Consider the following 15,970-nt stretch of genomic DNA (forward strand, 5'->3'; position numbering starts at 1 on the left):
TGTGTCTACCAGTGTTTACCAAAGGTCTGGGGTGTGCCAGGCGGCGAGGGTGCGTCGGCTTTCGAATCGGCGCTGCTCCCCCGTTGTCGGGTCGGTGAACTCGAGTGTTCTGGCGAGTAGTTGCAGTGGTCGGGTGAAGTCGTCGAGGGGTTTCTCGGTGAGGACGGGGTAGAAGTCGTCGCCGAGGATGGGGATGCCGATGCGGGCCATGTGCAGGCGGAGTTGGTGGGTGCGGCCGGTGGTGGGGTGGAGTCGGTAGCGGCCGAGGCCGTCGCGGTGGTCGAGGAGGGTGATGGTGGTGACGGCGTTGGGTTCGCCGGGGACTTCCTGGGCGGTGATGACGCCGCGTTCTTTCATGATCCGGCTCTGGACTGTGGTGGGTAGTCGCAGTGTCGGGTTGTGTGCGGCGATGGCTTCGTATTCCTTGGTGACGCGGCGGTCGCGGAAGAGGGTTTGGTAGCGGCCGCGTAGTTCGGGGCGGACGACGAACATGAGGAGTCCGGCGGTGGGGCGGTCGAGTCGGTGCGCGGGGCTCAGGGTCGGTATGCCGAGGTCGCGGCGGAGGCGGACGAGGGCGGTCTGGACGATGTGTTTGCCGCGTGGGATGGAGGCGAGGAAGTGGGGTTTGTCGATGACGACGATGTCGTCGTCCTGGTGGAGGACGTCGAGCGGGAACGGGACGGGGACTTCGTCGGGGAGGTCGCGGTGGAACCAGATGGTGAGTCCGGGCGCGTAGGGGGCGTCGATGGGGATGGGTCCGTCGAGGCTGACGATGCGCTGGTCGCGGAGCATGTGGTCGATGCGGGTGGGGTCGACGCGGGGTAGGCGGTCGACGAGGTGGTCGCGGATGGTGGTCCACTCCCCCGTCTCGGGCAGGCGGAGGCGGGCGGCGTCGAGTCCGTGCCGCTGTGGGAGGGGTGAGGGGAGCTTGCGCCGCACCTGGTCAGGGTAGGCGGGTGAGCAGGGCGGTGGCGATGGCGGCTTGGACTGGGTCGAGGGTGGTGGCGCCGTCGTGCAGGTCCCAGAGGGTGTTCTGCAGGACGCGGGCGAGGGTCCAGGCGGTGGCGGCGGCGCGGTCGAGGTGTTCGGTGAGTTGGTCGAAGCGGTGTGGGGTGTTGTCGGTCCACTGGTTGGCGAGTGCGGGCATGAGGTCGAAGCCGGGGTGGCCGGTGAGGGGTTTGGGGTCGATGGCGAGCCAGGGTTCGCGGTCGGCGGCGAGGGCGTTGCCGTAGTGCAGGTCCCAGTGCAGGAGGCGGTCGCCGGGGGGTTCGGTGGCGATGTCGGCGGTGGCGTCGGCGCAGGTGAGGGCGAGTGCGCGGTCGTGTGCGTGGGTGAGGCGGTGCAGGAGTGGGCGTTCGGTGAGCATCGCGGTGGTGATGGTGGTGAGGGGGCGGATGCCGGGTGGGGCGGTGGTTCGGTGGAGGCGTTCGAGCAGTTGCGCGATCACGGGTAGGGCTTGGTCGGTGGGGAGGGTGGACAGTGGTCGGTCGGGGTTGAGGCGTTCCAGCAGGAGCGTGCCGGTGGGTTCGTCGTGGTCGAGGAGGTGGACGGTGCCGTCGCCGTGCCAGTGGCGCAGGGCGGGTGCCTCGCCGTCGTTCTCGTGGTCGCGGGGTTGGAGTTTGAGGGCGGCCGGGGTGCCGTCGGGGCGGTGGACGGGGATGACGATGGCGACCATGCCGTGGCGGGGTGGTCCGTCGGGGTGCAGGTTCCAGCGGTCGAGCGCGGTGGTGGCGAGGGTGGGCAGGTCGGTGAGCCAGGGCAGGTGCTCGGGGCTGTGTTTCGCGTAGTACGCGCGCAGGCGTGGCGGCACGGTGATGGGCATGGTGGGGTCTCCTTCGGGTGGGTGGTGGGCGCGAAGGAGCGGGTGGTGGCGCCCGGGGTCAATGCCGCATGCCTGCCACGGTAGTCGGTTTGGGTGTTTCGTGTCGGTGTTCGTGTTCGGTGAATTGTGGGTGCGCCCGTTTTGGGTGGGGTGGTGGCATTCGCAAGCGACAATTCCGGCAAAGTCGTTCCCAGGGAAAATTCGACCATTGAACAGTGCGGTGGCGCGGTTGACCCTGTGGCTGGCCCAACCCGATTCCGGGGCCGGGAAAGGACGATCCGATGAGAAGAAGAGCGCTCCCTGCCGCGCTCGCGCTCGCCGTCGGCCTGGGCGGGGTGGCGCTTGTCGCCTCCCCGTCGGCGCAGGCGGCGGCGTGCGGTGACCAACTCGTGGCCAACGGTGGCTTCGAGAACGGCACCACATCGTGGACCCAGACCAGCGGGGTCATCTCCGCCGCCACGTCGAGTCAGCCCGCGCACGGCGGGTCGTCGATCGCGTGGCTCGACGGTTACGGCAGTGCGCACACCGACACGTTGTCCCAGTCGGTGACGCTGCCTTCGGGGTGTACTTCGGCGACGTTGTCGTACTGGGTGCACGTCGACACGAATGAGACGACTGCGGTCAAGTACGACACGTTGGCCGTGCAGGTCGGTTCGGACACGGTGGCGTCGTATTCGAACGTGGACAGCGCGGCCGGGTACAAGCAGGTCACGTTGGACGTGTCGAAGTACTTGGGGCAGACCGTGGTGCTGAAGGCCACGGGTATTGAGGACCAGTCGTTGGCGACGGATTTCGTGTTGGACGACTTCTCGTTGACGACGGCCGGTGGTGGTGGTTCGCAGTCGCCGACGGTGACGAGTCCGGGGAACCAGTCGACCCAGGTGGGTCAGGCTGTGTCGCTGCAGGTGCAGGCCAGTGACCCGCAGGGTGACGCGTTGACGTATTCGGCGTCGGGTCTGCCCGCGGGGTTGTCGATCGCGGCGTCGACCGGGAAGATCACCGGCTCCCCCACCACGGCGGGTACGTCGTCGGTGACGGTGACGGCGACCGACCCGGGTGGCAACAGTGGTCAGGCGACGTTCTCGTGGACGGTGTCGGGGACGACTCCGCCGCCGACGGACACGACGCGGACGCCGGTGAACCCGAAGTACACGGTGAGCTTGACGTCGAACTCGTCGGGTGACACGTGGACGGGGCACCAGTCGGTGAGTTTCACCAACGGCTCCCCCACCGCGTTGAACGAGGTGTACCTGCGGTTGTGGGACAACGCGCACGGTAGTTGTCCGTCGACGCCGATCACGGTGACGAACGTGACCGGTGGTACGCCGTCGGCGTTGTCGGTGAACTGCACGGCGTTGAAGGTGACGTTGCCGTCGCCGTTGCAGCAGAACCAGTCGGCGACGGTGGCGTTCGACCTGAGCATCGTGGTGCCCGCGGGCGCGGACCGGTTCGGCAAGGACGGTACGGCGGTCATGGTGGGCAACGCGTTGCCGGTGTTGGCGATCCGGGATGGTTCCGGGTGGCACCTGGACCCGTACACGAACAACGGTGAGTCGTTCTACACGGTGATCAGCGATTTCGACGTGACGTTGGTGCACCCGTCGTCGCTGTTGATCCCGGCGACGGGTACGTCGACGGACACGGTCAACGGCACCACGACGACGACGCGCGCGACGGCGTCGAAGGTTCGTGACTTCGCGTGGGGCGCGGGTCCGTTCTCGCACGTGTCGGGGACGTCGCCGAAGGGTGTTCGGGTGAACGTGTACGGGGCGAGTGGTATCGCCACGTCGGACCTGAACTCGATGTTGAACCTGTCGAAGGACGCCATCGATGTGCACTCGGGCCGGTTCGGGGACTACCCGTACGGCGAGGTGGACGTGTTGTTGGACAACAACTACTGGTTCGGTGGCATGGAGTACCCGGGTTTCGTGATGGACCTGGTGTCGACCACGGCGTTGCCGCACGAGTTGGCCCACCAGTGGTGGTACGGCATCGTGGGTGACGACGAGTACAACTCGCCGATGTTGGACGAGAGCTTCACCGACTACGCGACGGACCTGTACCGGGGTATCACCGGTTCGGGGTGTGGGATCACGTGGCAGTCCAGCGCGGAGAAGTTGACGGATTCGATGGCGTACTGGGACGCGCACTCGTCGCGGTACTCGACGGTGATCTACGGCTACGGCAAGTGCATGTTGCACGACCTGCGGCGGTTGATCGGTGACACGGCCATGGCGAACCTGCTCAAGTCCTACGCGCAGTCGCACTGGTACGGGGTGTCCACGGTGGCGGAGTTCAAGGCCGCCGCCCAGGCCGCGGCGGGGTCGACGAACCTCACCTCGTTCTGGACCCAGCACCGCGTGGAGGGCTGATCCCCGCTGAGCCGGGAGTGAGCTAGGTGGTGGGGGTGGTGCTTCGGCGCCACCCCCACTGCCATGTCCAGGTGGGTGTCCAGGTGGGCGGCGCGGGTGAGCAGGTGATGGGTTCAGGTGGCGAGGGTGGCGACGGGGTCGACGCGGTCGGCGATGGTCATGGCGAGCCATTCGGGGGTGGTTTTGACCAGGATGAACGCGGTGACCGGGGTCGGGTCAGTGGGCATCGGTGGTCTCCGGGGTGAGGGCGGGCTTGAGGGTGTGGGCGCACCAGTGGGCGAACTCGGTGCCGGGGCCCGCGTGTGGGGGGCGGGTGGTGGCGTCGAGGCTGCGGTCTTTGGCGCGTTTCATGTTGACCACGGCTTCGACGAACTCGGCGTTGAGGCCGTGGCCGAGCATGGTGGTGCGCAGGTCGTCGAGGGTTTCGCGGTGGTAGCGGACGGGGCGGCCGAGTTCCTCGGTCATGATGCGGGCCAGGTCGTTGGGTGAGAGGTCGCGGGGGCCGAGGACGGGGACGGTGTCGACGCCGGTCCAGGAGCGGTCGAGCAGGAGTGTGGCGGCGGTCGCGGCGATGTCGGCGACGGCGACGAGTGGGGTGGGGCGGTCGGGGTCGGTGGTGTCGGTGAAGACGCCGTGGTCGCGGATCGAGTCGGTTTCCTCGAGGAGGTTGTCGTAGAAGGACGGGTTGGCCAGGGCGCGGTAGGCGACGCCGGTGGCGGCGATGAGGTTGTCCATGGCCAGGGAGGCGGTGACGAGTCCGGCGTGGTCGGCCAGTGGGGTGCCGCGGCCGAGGGCGGAGACGCCGACGACGTGGGTGATGCCGTGGGTGGTGAACGCGTGGGCGGCGGGGCGGGTGAAGCCGCTGTAGGCCTGGTCGGGGGTGAGTGAGCCGTCGGGTGGGACGAGCCAGAAGACGGCGTCGGCGCCGGTGAGGGCGCGGTCGATGGTGGTGGGGTCGCCGTGGGAGCCGGTGATCACTTCGACTCGGTCGCGGATGGTGTCGGGGAGGCGGGCGGGGTCGCGGACCACGACGCGGAGTGGTTCGTCGTGTGCGGTGAGCAGGGGCAGCAGCCTGCGGCCGATGTTCCCGGTGGGGGCGGTGATGACGATCATGGTTCCTCGTGGGTGTGGGTCGGGTGGTGTGCCTCCAGCGTGCGGGCTGGGCGGGTGTTGCCACAATGGGAACCTCAGCATCCAATTTTTGCCTGGATCGGAATGATGCCGGTGAGCAGCTCATCCCCGAGTCTTGACGCCAACCTCGCGGTCGCCTTGGACGCCCTGTTGACCGAGCAGAGCGTCACCCGGGCAGCCGCGCGGCTGCGTACCTCCCCCGCCGCGATGAGTCGCACCCTGGCCCGGTTGCGTCGGGTGTTGCAGGACCCGCTGTTGGTGCGGGCGGGGCAGGTGATGGTGCCGACTCCGCGCGCCGAGGCGTTGCGGGACGAGGCGGCGGCTGTGGTGCGCCGGTTGGCGGTGTTGTTGACCCCCGGTGGTGGGGTCGACCCCGCGACCTTGCGGCGCACGTTCACCGTGCAGACCTCGGACCTGGTGGGTGTCGCGTTGGCGCCGGGGTTGCTCGCGTTGGCGCGGCGGGAGGCGCCGGGGGTGTCGCTGCGGGTGTTGGCCGAGGAGTGGGAGGCGGGTCCGGCGTTGCGGGAGGGTCGGGTCGATCTGGAGATCGGGTCGATCGATCACGTCGATCCGGAGACGCGGGTCGAGGAGTTGGTGACGGTGCGGATGGCGGCGGGCGTGCGGGCCGGGCACCCGCTCGCGGCGGCGGCGTTGACCCCGGCCGGGTTGGCGGCGGCGGAGCATGTGGCGGTCAGTCGTCGGGGGCGTTTCACCGGGCCGCTGGACGCGGCGCTGGCCGAGCACGGGTTGGCTCGTCGGGTGGGCGCGGTCTTGCCTGGGCACTTGGCGGCGATGGTGTTCGCCGCGGCGGGCGACGCGGTTTGCCTGGTCCCGGCCGCCTTGCCCGACCAGCCCCGGTCGCCGTTGAGTGCCCCGGCCCACGCGCTTGGTCTGCGGCTGCTGGACATCCCGGTGCCGCTGCCGCCGCTGACCATTGGGATGGCCTGGCATCCCCGCCATACAGCCGACGGCGCCCACCAGTGGCTGCGCGGCGCCGTCCGCCGGGTGCTGCGGCCCGGTCACGCCGGTTAGGCTGCGGGGGCGATGATCAAGCGCAGGCGCGTCAGATCAACAGGAGACGGTCATGCCCAGCAAGACCTTGTGGATTCCCACCGCCGACGGCCAGGCCGAGGCCTTCGCCGCGTACCCCGAGGACGGCGGGCGGCACCCGGGGGTGCTGATGTACGCGGACGCGTTCGGTATCCGGCCCGCGCTGCGGGAGATGGCTCTTGAGCTGGCCGGGCACGGGTACTACGTCCTTGTCCCCCACTTCTTCTACCGGCACGGCCCGGTGCCGGTGGTGGAGTTGCCCGAGTACATCGCGGGAGAGGCCCGGTCCGCGCTCATCGGCGAGTTGATGCCGCTGATCCGGGCGCACACCGCGGAACTGACCCTGCGCGACGCCGACGCCTACCTGGGGTTCCTCACCGGCCTGCCCGAGGTCAGCGCCGGGCCGGTCGCGGTGACCGGCTACTGCGTCGGTGGTCTCCTCGCGGTGCGTACCGCCGTCGCTCACCCCGCTCAGGTGGCCGCTGTCGCCGCGTTCCACGCCCCCGTGGGCGCTGACGGGCTCGAGAGCCTGAGCACGCTCACCGCCCACGTCCATTTCGGTCACGCGGAAACCGATCTCACCGCCGATGCCTTGGGCGAGCTCAACCAGGCTCTCGACGCCGCGGGGGTCGACTACACCTCCGAGATCTACCCCGGCACCGTCCATGGTTTCACCATGTCCGACACCGACGCCTTCAACCCCGCCGCGGCGCGGCGGCACTGGGACCGGCTGGTGTCCCTGCTGGACCGGACCCTGACGACCACCTGAGTCACGGCGACCCGGGTGTGTGGAAGCCGCCGATCTTCTGTTCGAGCAGGGCGGCCAGTCGCAGTGGGGTGCGGTCCTCGAACAGCGGGCCGATGAGCTGCACGCCGACCGGCAGGCCCTCGGGGGACCGGCCCGCCGGTATGGCGGTGGCGGGCAGGCCGGGCATGGTGGCCACACCGGCCCAGACGAGCTGGTCGAAGTACGGGTACTCGACGCCGTCGATGTCGATCCGGCGGGCCAGCGGATCGGGGTCGTGGTCGTGCGGGAACGCGGGGGTCGGCGTGATCGGGCACACCACGGCGTCGAACTCGGCGAACAGTTGCCGCCAGCCGTGGCGGTGGAGCTCGCGGCGGTTGGTGGTCTCGATCCAGTCGCGGTGGCTGAACACCATGGCGCGCAGCCGCGCCGCGTCGAGCCCCTGGTCGTCCGCGCTCAGCGCGGCGGCGCGGGTTTGTAGCTGTTCGTACGCCTCGACGGGGAACCGCGCGACGGAGCCCGAGAACTGCAACGTCGTGTACAGCGTCGCGGCCTCGGCCAGGTCGGGCAGCAGCGGGCTGTGCCGTTCGACGCGGGCGCCGCTGTCGGTGAGCGCGTCGGCCACCCGGTTCACCCCCGCCCGCACGGCGGACCCGGTCGGGATGAACGGGTGGTCGTCGACGACCAGGACCCGGAAGTCGCGGAGCCGTTCGTGGCGGGCGGGCGGCAATGTCACGTGGTGCGCCTTGCCGAGTGTCAGCGGGTCCGGGCCGGCCATGACGTCGAGCAGGAGAGCGAGGTCGCGGGCGGTGCGCGCCATCGGGCCTGCGACGGCGAGGTCGAGGTCGGTCGGCAAGGCGGGCTCGCCCGGTGGCACCATGCCGCGGGTCGCGGCCAGCCCGAGTGTCGGTTTGTGGGCGTAGACGCCGCAGAAGTGCGCGGGGGTGCGCAGCGAGCCCGCGAGATCGGAGCCGATGGACAGCGCGCCGAACCCGGACGCCAGGGCCGCCGCCGACCCGCCGGAGGACCCGCCCGGGGTGCGGTCGTGGTCCCACGGGTTGGTGGTGGTGCCGTAGATGGCGTTGAAGGTCTGGATGTCTTGCAGCCCCACGGGCACGTTGGTCTTGCCGAGCACCACGGCGCCCGCGGCCTTGAGTCGTGACACCTGGACCGCGTCCTCGGCGGGCAGGTGGTTCGCGTGGTGTGGCAGGCCCCAGGTCGTGGGTAGCCCGGCCATGTTGTAGGACTCCTTGACCGTCACCGGGATGCCGAGCAGCGGCCGGTCCTCGCCGCGGGCGCGCGCTTGGTCGGCGTCGCGGGCGGCGGCTCGGGCGCGGTCGAAGTCCGGCACGCAGATCGCGTTGATCGTCGTGTCGTGGCGCTCGATGCGGGCGATCGCGTCGTCGGTCAGTTCGGCGGAGGTGACCTCACCGGCGCGCAACGCGGCCGCGAGCTGTCCGGCCGTCTGATATCCCCAGTCCATGAATCCGACCGTACCGACCTCGGGAAACGGCCATGAAACACCGATTCGCGCAACGGGACGGACGCCTCAACACACTCATGGTCCCGCCCCGGGGGCGTGACCATTCGCCCGACCGCGGGCCATGGCGACGTGCGCGAAGTCCGGCCGAATCTCTGGCGGACAAGCGGCCCCAGGCAGCCGCCAACGCCGTCCGCTGTGGCTCCGGCGCGGCCTTGCCTGCCATGGCGCGCGCCGGCGTCGCCGACCGTTCGATCCGTACGCGGGACGGGTTCACCGGCCCGGAGGTCTCGTTGCCTCCGTCCAACGTCAACGGCCGTGCCGCCGCTACTCGGTCCCGAAGACGCGGTGGGCGACCAGGGAGCTGGAGGAGCGGGCGGGGTCGGGGGCGGCGGAGTTGTAGGTGTGGCGGGTGGTGTCGACGCTGGCGTGGCCGACGTCGGTGGCGACGTCGGTGAAGGCGGCGCCTTCCTGGATGGCGGTGGTGACGTAGTAGTGGCGCAGCGCGTGCGGGTGCAGGGTGGCGGCGAGGCCCTTCTCGTCGGGGTCGATGGCGCGGGCGATGCGGCGCAGCAGCTCCCAGATGGCTTGGCGGGTGCAGCGGCGGCCCGCGCGGTTGAGCAGCAGTGGGGTGCTCGCGGCGGCGCGGCCGCGTAGCGCCGGGGTGGGGGTGGTGTGGGTGTCGCGGGCGCGCAGGTAGTCGTCGATGGCGGTGGCGACGGGGGCGGCGAGGTAGACGATGCGGTCCTTGGCGCCCTTGCCGTGCACGCGCAGGGCGCGGTGGCCGCGGTTGCGGTGCAGGTCGGCGCGGTCGAGGTCGCACAGTTCGCTGACCCGGATGCCCGCGGTGAACAGGGCGACGACGGCGCGGGCGCGGAGTTTGTCGAGTTCGCGTTGGCGGGGCAACCTGCCCGCGAAGTGGTAGAGGGCGGCGACCTCGGCGTCGGCGAGGGTGATGGTGGCGGTGGCGCCGGGGCGGCCGGTGAGGCCGAGGCGTTTGCGGTTGAGGGCGGCCGGGTTGGCGTCGGCGAGGTCGTCGGCGACGAGGTGGTCGTAGAGGGCGCGCACGGCGCCGAGCATCTTGTCGCAGGTGCTGGTGGCCGCGCCCGCGGCGACGAGGTCACCGAGCCAGGACTTGACGTGGGTGGCGCGGGCGGCGCGCGGGTCGAGGTCGTGGCTGGCGCACCAGCGGAACCAGTGCAGGTGACGCAGCCGCCCGGGTGGGGCCGGTGGGGGCGCGGTGCCGCGGCGGGCCGTGGGGCGGTGCACGACGGTGGCGTAGCGGGCGACGGCGGCGGACCAGCCGGGTGGGGCGTCGGGCAGGTCGGCCCAGCGGGTGACGTCGTGCAGGCCGGTGGGCAGGCCGAGTGCCTGGCCGCAGTAGGTGAGGCGGGTGGTGGTGTTGCCGTACCCGGCGAGCCAGTCGGCGATGGCGGTCAGCAGCCGCGCGGGGTCGGTGACGCCAGGCCACACCCGGGCCGGTCCGAGGTCGTCGGGGTGGGGTGTGGTGGCGAGGGGGTGCACCCGGCAAAGCCTAGAGCGGCGCCGTCCCCGCCGTGACCGGCCGGCGGGTGGCGTGCGGGTCAGGACTCGCCGGTGGTCCTGGCCGTGCCGAGGGACGCCGCGGCGATCACGCGGGCGGCGGTCTGGGTGGTGGAGGTGGTGTTGAGGTTGGTCAGCGACGCCTGGTTGAGGGCGTAGACGACGAACTCGTAGGTGTTGACGGTGGTGGGCGAGCAGGGGCCTTGGTAGCCGTAGAGGCTGGCGCTGCCCCGGTAGTAGACCTGTCGGGCGCCCGCGGGGACGGACGGTTTGTAGGCGTGGTCGACGTTCTGCGGTAGCGCGGTGGTGCTGGGTGGGATGTCGTAGATGACCCAGTGGATGAGGTTGTTGTTGTCCAGGTCCCGCATGACGATGGCGTAGCTCTTGGCCGCGGCGGGGGCGCCGGACCACGTCAGCGGTGGGGACTGGTTCTTCTTGGCGGGGTCGTTGCCGCCGCCGCTGGTGCACTCGTGGACCTTGGGGATCGTGCCGCCGTTGGCGAAGGCCGCGCTGGACAGGGTGAACGCGGCGCGGTCGGCGGTGGCGGTGGGGCAGGCCGTCGCGGTGACGAGCAGGGCGGACAGCACGATCGTCGTGCTTCTCACTGGCGGGCTCCCGAGTCTCTCGTCGGTGTCGTGGTCCTTTCGTGGCGCGCCGGTGGGTAGCGGGCGCCGCACCCAGCGTAGGCAGGTCGCCGGTTCCGGGCACTGGATCACGCTTGCCGGATACGCGGAGATCCATACCAACAGAAGAACACTTCTGTAGGGATGGATGATCAGAGCCCTTCTCGTGGCTGATTGGTTGGATATGACTATGATTGAGTTATAGTTAGCAGCAACTATGGAGGCTGGAGATGGACGAGGTCGCGGCGGACACGTGTCTGTGCTGTGGGCAGGGCCTGCCCGAACGCGTCGGCGCCCGCGGCGGACCACGACTGCGCTACTGCCCGGACGGAGAAGGACGCTGGGACGACGGCACGTTCTCCTGCAAACGCCACGGCGCCACGGTCGTCCTCTACCGGGCCGCGCGGGGTGACACCGCCACCGACGACCCGCTCGTCGTCCTCGACCAGACCCTGACCCGGCTGCGTGACGTCCTGTCCCCCGTGACCGTCGCGCTCGGGGAGACCACCGCGGTCGTCGAACGGCAGGGGGAGGTCGTGCGCGCCGAGACCGTCCGCGTCGCCGAGGCGGAAGCGCACGCCGAAGCCGCGTCCCGGGCCGCCGCCGAGGCCGAACGCCTCCGTCGCGACGCCGAGGCCGCCGCCGTCACCTGCCGCGCCGAGACCGACCAGGCCCGCGTCGAGCGGGAGACGTCGCTACGCGCGGCGGCCGAGGCCCGTAAGACCGCCGCCGAGGCCGTCGCCCAAGCCGCGACCGCCGAACAAGCCCGCCGCGACGCCGTCCTCGCCGCCACCGACGCCGCCAAGACCCGCGACGCCGCCGGCGCCCGCGCCGACACCCTCACCGACCAGGTCACCCGGCTCACCGCCGACCGCGACACCGAACGCGCCCATGTCCTGGAACTGCAGGGCAAACTCGCCGCCGCGGACGACCTCGCGTCCCGCCTCGCCCAGGCCACCGCCGACCGCGATCACCTCACCGCGGGCCTCGCCGTCGCCCGTGCCGACACCGAACGCCTCACCACCGAACTGGCCGACCTCCGCGACGCCCACACCGCCGCTACCCGCACCCTGCACACCGCCCGCCACCTCGCCGCGCTCCCCCACAGCACCAACCACCTGCGCGCCCTCCTCGACAGCCCCACCCCACCCGACGGCAACACCCTGCTCGCCGAGATCGGCACCCGCACCCTCCTCGACCAGGCGCTCACCGGTCGACTCACCCCACTGCCCGCCGCCGAACTGCACACACCCACAAGCACACCCGACCCGAACACCACGACCCTGCGGCTCGACCCCGCCGCCCCCCTCATCACCCGCGCCCTGTTCCGCACCGAGGTCACCCGCATGGCACCCCGGCACGCTGCCACCACCGACCCCGACCTCACCGAGATCCGACTCCCCCACCCCACCGCCCGCGTCATCGACTACCTCGCCACCCTCGCCACCGCCCTCGGCCTCACCGTCACCGCCACCCGCCCCGTCCCCACCCGGCGCACACCGTCATGACCGTCGAACTCGACACCGACCGGCTGCTGCGCCCCTGGCGAGTCGTCGAGGCCCACATCCAGCGCGAACTGTGGACCGAACGCGACCCCCGAGTGCCCCCACACCGCCGGATCGACCCCGAAGGACACCCCACGGTCGCCGAGTTCGAACAGCGGATCCACGCGAGCCTGCCGTCGTCGACCGGGCTGCTCGCCGTCGAACGCAAGACCACCGGCGACGTCATCGGCCACTGCGGGCTCGTCGACGGCGAACGGGCGGCCGAACCGGAACTGGCCTACGAACTGCTGCGCCGCGCGTGGGGGCAGGGGTACGCGACCGAGGCGTCGGCGGCGGTACTGGACTGGGCGAGGTCCTCGGGGTACCGGCGGGTGTGGGTGACAGTCTGGGATTGGAACACCGCGTCGCGGCGGGTGCCGGCCAAGCTCGGGTTCACCGAGACCGGCGCGGGGACATGGACCCGGTCCACGGGACCACCCTGTTCACCACGAGAGCGCTCTGAGGTCAGCCGGTGGCGTGGACCTGGGTGGCGGTGATCGTGTCGCCGGTGACGGTGTAGGTGCCGTGGAAGGAGCGGGAGGTGCCGTCGGTCTGGTGGGCGACCAGGTCGATGGTGACGGTGGGGCCGGTGACCGACTGGATGGTCAGCACGTCGTGGTCGGTGCCTGCGAAACCGGTGGAGAAGTCGGTGAAGGACTTGCCGGTGTTCTTGCCGCCGAGGTCCCAGGCGCGTTGGTAGTCGTGGGCGTTGATCGCGTCGAAATACGCGCGGACCACTGACTCCGGGGTCGGGGGCGCTGGGGAGGTCTCGGACGGCTCCGTGGACGTCTGGACGGATGTCTCGGTGGGGGCCGCGGCGGACTCGGACGTGGGAGGCGCCGGGGTGGTGAAGGTGGGGACGACCGGGGCGGCCACGGGGGTGCCGGGCACGGGGGCGGCGCAGGAGGCCACGAGCAGGGCGAGCGCGGGCCAGGCGCGGCGGGTGGCGGTGCGGGCGGTCATCACTGGACGGATCGGAACGCGGCTGGTGGGCGTTACCCCTTTTGGGTAACGCCCACCAGGGGGTCAGGCGGTGAGGATGTCGTCGATCTGGCCCATGGCCAGGCGCATGCCCTCTTCCATGCCCATGCCCGCCAACTGTTCGAGGGCGGCCAGGGTGGGGAAACGGGTGACGCTGGTCATCCGGGTGCCGGAGTCGGCGGGGGCGAGCGTGACCACGATGTGCGTCGCGGGCATCGACGGGTTGGGGTTGCCGTCGTCGTCGGCGAAACCGTCGTCGAACTCCAGGTGGGTGGGGGCGTCGAGGGCGGTGACCCGCCACCAGCCGCGGTACTTCTCGCCCTCGGGGCCGGACATGTGGTAGGCGCTGGCGCCGCCGACGGTGAACTCGTGCCGCTCGAAGGTCGCGGGCCAGGTCGGCGGCCCCCACCAGCGCTCCAGTTGCCGCGGGTCCTGCCACACCTGCCACACCCGCTCGACGGGGGCGGCGAACTCGGCGACGAACGTCATCGTCAGCGCCTCCGGGTCCTTGTGCGTGCTGATCACGGTCACTGTGCTGTCCTCTCGGTGTCGATGTCCTCGGCGAGGATGTCGTCGATGGCCCGCGCCCGGTCCCGCCAGATCCGCTCGTAGGCGTCGAGCAGGTGGACGGCCCGGCGCAGGACGTCCGGGTTGCCGCGCACGATCTGCTCCCTGCCCCGGCGTTGCTTGGTGACCAGCCGGGCGCGTTCGAGCACCGCGACGTGCTTCTGCACCGCCGCGAAGCTCATGTCGTAGCGGCGGGCCAACGTCGAGACGGACTGCTCCCGACTCAGCACCTGTTCCACGATGTCCCGCCGAGTGGCGTCGGCCAGGCCGTGGAAGACCCGGTCCACCTCACTCGCGTCCCACTGACGTACAACCACGCGGTTGTACGTTAGGTGGGGTCGGCATCGTCGTCAAGTGTCGGTCCCGGTCCCTATGCTGCGGCCATGCCACAGAGCGGTCCGGACTTCCTCGAGGTCGTCGACGCCCTTCCCGACATCACCCGGGGCGAGGGCCCCACCTACACGTCGTTCAGCGTCGGCGGCCGCAAGTTCGGCTACTACTGGCCCCGCACCCAGACCGTCGGGCTCAAGCAGACCCTGTCCGAACAGCTCGCCCTGGTCGCCGAACGCCCCGACGTGTTCGAGGTCCAGTTCACCTCCGGCGGATTCGGCTGGGTCGTCGTCACCCTCGCAGGCGTCGACCGCGCCGAACTCACCGAACTCGTCTTCGAAGCCTGGCGGCTCACCGCGCCCGAGGACCTGCTCACCCTGGCCCCGGACCCGGCGGGTCGGTGACAGGAGTCGGGTACCGATGTGGCCGGCGGCTCGGCGGGCACCGGTGCAGCGGCGGGTGTGCGGGTTCGCGCAAACTCGCCGCCTGGCCTTTTAGGAGGAGTGTCGCCGACCGCGTCAAGATCGAGGTCCCTGACGCGCTTCATCTCGACCATGGCTTCAACGAGGCGTTCGCCCAGGCCATGGTCGAGCGCAGTCCGTCGATCGACGGGCGCGCGTGCGGTCCCAGGCGGATGAACCGCCGTAGGCCTCGTCGGGGGTGAGCGAGGCGTCTGGCGTGACCAGCCAGGACACCGCGTCGCTGACGACGCCGCCCGACCCGGGCGCGTCACCGAACTCACCGCGCCGACCCGGCCGGGCCGATATGGTGAGTTGGTCAGTCCTCGCGCGGCGGTCGGTGCCCCGGGCGGATTGCGGACTCCCGCATGTCGATCACTCCGGTGTCCCGCAACCGCAGGAGTTGCGTGCGCAAGGGGGTGTAGTCCGTCGCCGGCGGCACGTTGACCGCCCAGAACCCGTGCCTGCCGCTGGATTCCCATTCGCCGCCCGCCTCGGTCAGCAGCGCACCGATCTCGTCGGCTCGCGCGGCGTCGGCGAGGGTGAACTGGATCGTGGAGTTGCCCGACTCGGCCACCAGTTCCTCGTGGAGGAACTCGCGGTTCACCAGGTCGATGCGGATCCGGATCGTGTCACCGAAGGCGATCCCGGGCACGTAGAAGGGGATGTTGGCGACTGTGAGCAGGTACGGGGTGGTCGTGCGCTCGGCCCACATCGCCTCGGTCATCCCGGGAGCACGGGCGATGACCTCGTCCGGGAGTTCGAAGACAACCTTGCACATCCCGGTCGGCGAACCCGTCACCCGCGCTCCTTCGACAGACCGGCGGACTCGCGGTGGCCCGGCCGGAGGGCGGCTTCCACGAAGTCCAGCGAGCCGGCTTCCTTCAGCCGCAGCAGTTCGGCGCGCAGCGCGGCGTAGTCCGTTTGTGCGGGTACATGGACCGCCCACAATCCGTCCTCCGGGTTTGTGTCCCAGGGACACCGGGCGTTCACCAGCAGTTCGCGCGCCTCGGTGACACACGACCGGTCGAGCACGGTGATTTGAATCGCCGAGTTCTCCGATTCGGAGATCAACTCTTCGTAGACGAACTCCCGCCGTTCGTGGTCGATCCGGAAGCGGATCACATCATCGATCGCGATCCCCCGCACGAAGAAAGGGGCGTTCCGAACGCAAAGCTGGTATTGGGTGTCCGTGTATTCGGTCCACAACTGCTCGGTGAACATCATTGTCCGGGCCACCACGTCTTCCGGCAGGTCAAAAGCGACCTTGGTCAAACCGAGCGGGTCCCTATCCCAGTCTGCCACTAGGCAATCCTTCCAGACTC

At 70.5% G+C, this 15,970-nt stretch carries 18 protein-coding genes; 6 read left to right on the forward strand and 12 right to left on the reverse strand.

Annotated features, from left to right (window positions below):
• Positions 1–15 precede the first annotated feature (15 nt).
• Positions 16–939, reverse strand: coding sequence for a pseudouridine synthase (locus tag H504_RS0100405; protein ID WP_026421143.1), 924 nt, complete (start codon positions 937–939; stop codon positions 16–18).
• A 4-nt stretch (positions 940–943) separates the two neighbouring features.
• The gene (locus H504_RS0100410) at positions 944–1,822 is read right to left on the reverse strand and encodes an aminoglycoside phosphotransferase family protein (RefSeq protein ID WP_026421144.1); all 879 of its coding nucleotides are present in this window, start codon (positions 1,820–1,822) and stop codon (positions 944–946) included.
• A gap of 281 nt (positions 1,823–2,103) precedes the next feature.
• Between H504_RS0100410 and H504_RS0100415 the strand changes: the two genes are divergently transcribed.
• Positions 2,104–4,194: a putative Ig domain-containing protein gene (locus tag H504_RS0100415; RefSeq protein WP_026421145.1), complete on the forward strand. Its 2,091-nt coding sequence runs from the start codon at positions 2,104–2,106 to the stop codon at positions 4,192–4,194.
• Between the two features lie 113 nt (positions 4,195–4,307).
• Here H504_RS0100415 and H504_RS43795 read toward each other — a convergent pair whose 3' ends face one another.
• Both H504_RS43795 and H504_RS0100425 read right to left on the reverse strand, forming a co-directional pair.
• Positions 4,308–4,421 (reverse strand): darcynin family protein, encoded by a 114-nt coding sequence (locus H504_RS43795; RefSeq protein WP_211239218.1) that lies wholly within the window; start codon positions 4,419–4,421, stop codon positions 4,308–4,310.
• Positions 4,411–5,307, reverse strand: coding sequence for an NAD(P)H-binding protein (locus H504_RS0100425; RefSeq protein WP_026421146.1), 897 nt, complete (start codon positions 5,305–5,307; stop codon positions 4,411–4,413). Before H504_RS0100425 ends, H504_RS43795 begins: the two co-directional genes overlap by 11 nt.
• A 105-nt stretch (positions 5,308–5,412) precedes the next feature.
• Here H504_RS0100425 and H504_RS0100430 point away from each other — a divergent pair, with 105 nt between their 5' ends.
• Together H504_RS0100430 and H504_RS0100435 are read left to right on the forward strand one after the other, a co-directional pair.
• Positions 5,413–6,357 (forward strand): LysR family transcriptional regulator, encoded by a 945-nt coding sequence (locus H504_RS0100430; RefSeq protein WP_211239219.1) that lies wholly within the window; start codon positions 5,413–5,415, stop codon positions 6,355–6,357.
• Positions 6,358–6,409: 52 nt separating this feature from the next.
• Positions 6,410–7,144: a dienelactone hydrolase family protein gene (locus H504_RS0100435; protein WP_026421148.1), complete on the forward strand. Its 735-nt coding sequence runs from the start codon at positions 6,410–6,412 to the stop codon at positions 7,142–7,144.
• 1 nt (position 7,145) lies between these two features.
• On the opposite strand, the gene H504_RS0100440 is transcribed toward H504_RS0100435, so the two are convergent.
• The 3 genes from H504_RS0100440 to H504_RS0100450 form a co-directional block, all read right to left on the reverse strand.
• Entirely contained in the window at positions 7,146–8,603 is a 1,458-nt protein-coding gene (locus H504_RS0100440; RefSeq protein ID WP_026421149.1) for an amidase, read from the reverse strand.
• 324 nt (positions 8,604–8,927) lie between these two features.
• Positions 8,928–10,124, reverse strand: coding sequence for a tyrosine-type recombinase/integrase (locus tag H504_RS32585; RefSeq protein WP_035302868.1), 1,197 nt, complete (start codon positions 10,122–10,124; stop codon positions 8,928–8,930).
• A 59-nt stretch (positions 10,125–10,183) separates the two neighbouring features.
• Complete coding sequence (locus tag H504_RS0100450; protein ID WP_051385344.1) at positions 10,184–10,747, reverse strand: YbhB/YbcL family Raf kinase inhibitor-like protein; 564 nt, start codon at positions 10,745–10,747, stop codon at positions 10,184–10,186.
• A gap of 248 nt (positions 10,748–10,995) precedes the next feature.
• Between H504_RS0100450 and H504_RS38210 the strand changes: the two genes are divergently transcribed.
• The gene (locus H504_RS38210) at positions 10,996–12,273 is read left to right on the forward strand and encodes a hypothetical protein (protein WP_051385345.1); all 1,278 of its coding nucleotides are present in this window, start codon (positions 10,996–10,998) and stop codon (positions 12,271–12,273) included.
• Positions 12,270–12,806 carry a GNAT family N-acetyltransferase gene (locus H504_RS32595; RefSeq protein WP_245614022.1) on the forward strand — a complete coding sequence of 179 codons (537 nt, stop codon included), beginning with the start codon at positions 12,270–12,272 and terminating at the stop codon, positions 12,804–12,806. The genes H504_RS38210 and H504_RS32595 overlap by 4 nt, the downstream gene beginning before the upstream one ends.
• On the opposite strand, the gene H504_RS0100465 is transcribed toward H504_RS32595, so the two are convergent.
• The 3 genes from H504_RS0100465 to H504_RS0100475 form a co-directional block, all read right to left on the reverse strand.
• Entirely contained in the window at positions 12,775–13,272 is a 498-nt protein-coding gene (locus H504_RS0100465; RefSeq protein WP_035302870.1) for a hypothetical protein, read from the reverse strand. The genes H504_RS32595 and H504_RS0100465 overlap by 32 nt on opposite strands.
• Before the next feature lie 63 nt (positions 13,273–13,335).
• Complete coding sequence (locus H504_RS0100470; protein WP_026421152.1) at positions 13,336–13,821, reverse strand: SRPBCC family protein; 486 nt, start codon at positions 13,819–13,821, stop codon at positions 13,336–13,338.
• A complete protein-coding gene (locus tag H504_RS0100475; protein ID WP_026421153.1) occupies positions 13,818–14,174 on the reverse strand; it encodes an ArsR/SmtB family transcription factor in 357 nt (118 codons plus the stop codon). The genes H504_RS0100470 and H504_RS0100475 overlap by 4 nt, the downstream gene beginning before the upstream one ends.
• 66 nt (positions 14,175–14,240) lie before the next feature.
• On the opposite strand from H504_RS0100475, the gene H504_RS0100480 reads away from it, so the two are divergent.
• Positions 14,241–14,591 carry an MmcQ/YjbR family DNA-binding protein gene (locus tag H504_RS0100480; protein WP_026421154.1) on the forward strand — a complete coding sequence of 117 codons (351 nt, stop codon included), beginning with the start codon at positions 14,241–14,243 and terminating at the stop codon, positions 14,589–14,591.
• A gap of 373 nt (positions 14,592–14,964) precedes the next feature.
• On the opposite strand, the gene H504_RS0100485 is transcribed toward H504_RS0100480, so the two are convergent.
• Together H504_RS0100485 and H504_RS0100490 are read right to left on the reverse strand one after the other, a co-directional pair.
• On the reverse strand, positions 14,965–15,447 hold the full coding sequence (locus H504_RS0100485; RefSeq protein ID WP_026421155.1) for a DUF4265 domain-containing protein: 483 nt from the start codon (positions 15,445–15,447) through the stop codon (positions 14,965–14,967).
• Positions 15,444–15,950 carry a DUF4265 domain-containing protein gene (locus tag H504_RS0100490; RefSeq protein ID WP_026421156.1) on the reverse strand — a complete coding sequence of 169 codons (507 nt, stop codon included), beginning with the start codon at positions 15,948–15,950 and terminating at the stop codon, positions 15,444–15,446. The genes H504_RS0100485 and H504_RS0100490 overlap by 4 nt, the downstream gene beginning before the upstream one ends.
• Between the last annotated feature and the right edge of the window lie 20 nt (positions 15,951–15,970).

Source organism: Actinokineospora inagensis DSM 44258 (assembly GCF_000482865.1).
Taxonomy (GTDB): domain Bacteria; phylum Actinomycetota; class Actinomycetes; order Mycobacteriales; family Pseudonocardiaceae; genus Actinokineospora; species Actinokineospora inagensis.

Excerpts from the sequence above, each read along its gene's own strand:
- H504_RS0100415 (WP_026421145.1), top strand. The coding sequence starts at position 2,104 with ATGAGAAGAAGAGCGCTCCCTGCCGCGCTCGCGCTCGCCGTCGGCCTG.
- H504_RS0100430 (WP_211239219.1), top strand. The coding sequence starts at position 5,413 with ATGCCGGTGAGCAGCTCATCCCCGAGTCTTGACGCCAACCTCGCGGTC.
- H504_RS38210 (WP_051385345.1), top strand. The coding sequence starts at position 10,996 with ATGGACGAGGTCGCGGCGGACACGTGTCTGTGCTGTGGGCAGGGCCTG.
- H504_RS32595 (WP_245614022.1), top strand. The coding sequence starts at position 12,270 with ATGACCGTCGAACTCGACACCGACCGGCTGCTGCGCCCCTGGCGAGTC.
- H504_RS0100480 (WP_026421154.1), top strand. The coding sequence starts at position 14,241 with ATGCCACAGAGCGGTCCGGACTTCCTCGAGGTCGTCGACGCCCTTCCC.
- H504_RS0100410 (WP_026421144.1), bottom strand. The coding sequence starts at position 1,822 with ATGCCCATCACCGTGCCGCCACGCCTGCGCGCGTACTACGCGAAACAC.
- H504_RS0100425 (WP_026421146.1), bottom strand. The coding sequence starts at position 5,307 with ATGATCGTCATCACCGCCCCCACCGGGAACATCGGCCGCAGGCTGCTG.
- H504_RS0100465 (WP_035302870.1), bottom strand. The coding sequence starts at position 13,272 with ATGACCGCCCGCACCGCCACCCGCCGCGCCTGGCCCGCGCTCGCCCTG.
- H504_RS0100440 (WP_026421149.1), bottom strand. The coding sequence starts at position 8,603 with ATGGACTGGGGATATCAGACGGCCGGACAGCTCGCGGCCGCGTTGCGC.
- H504_RS43795 (WP_211239218.1), bottom strand. The coding sequence starts at position 4,421 with ATGCCCACTGACCCGACCCCGGTCACCGCGTTCATCCTGGTCAAAACC.
- H504_RS0100435 (WP_026421148.1), top strand. The coding sequence starts at position 6,410 with ATGCCCAGCAAGACCTTGTGGATTCCCACCGCCGACGGCCAGGCCGAG.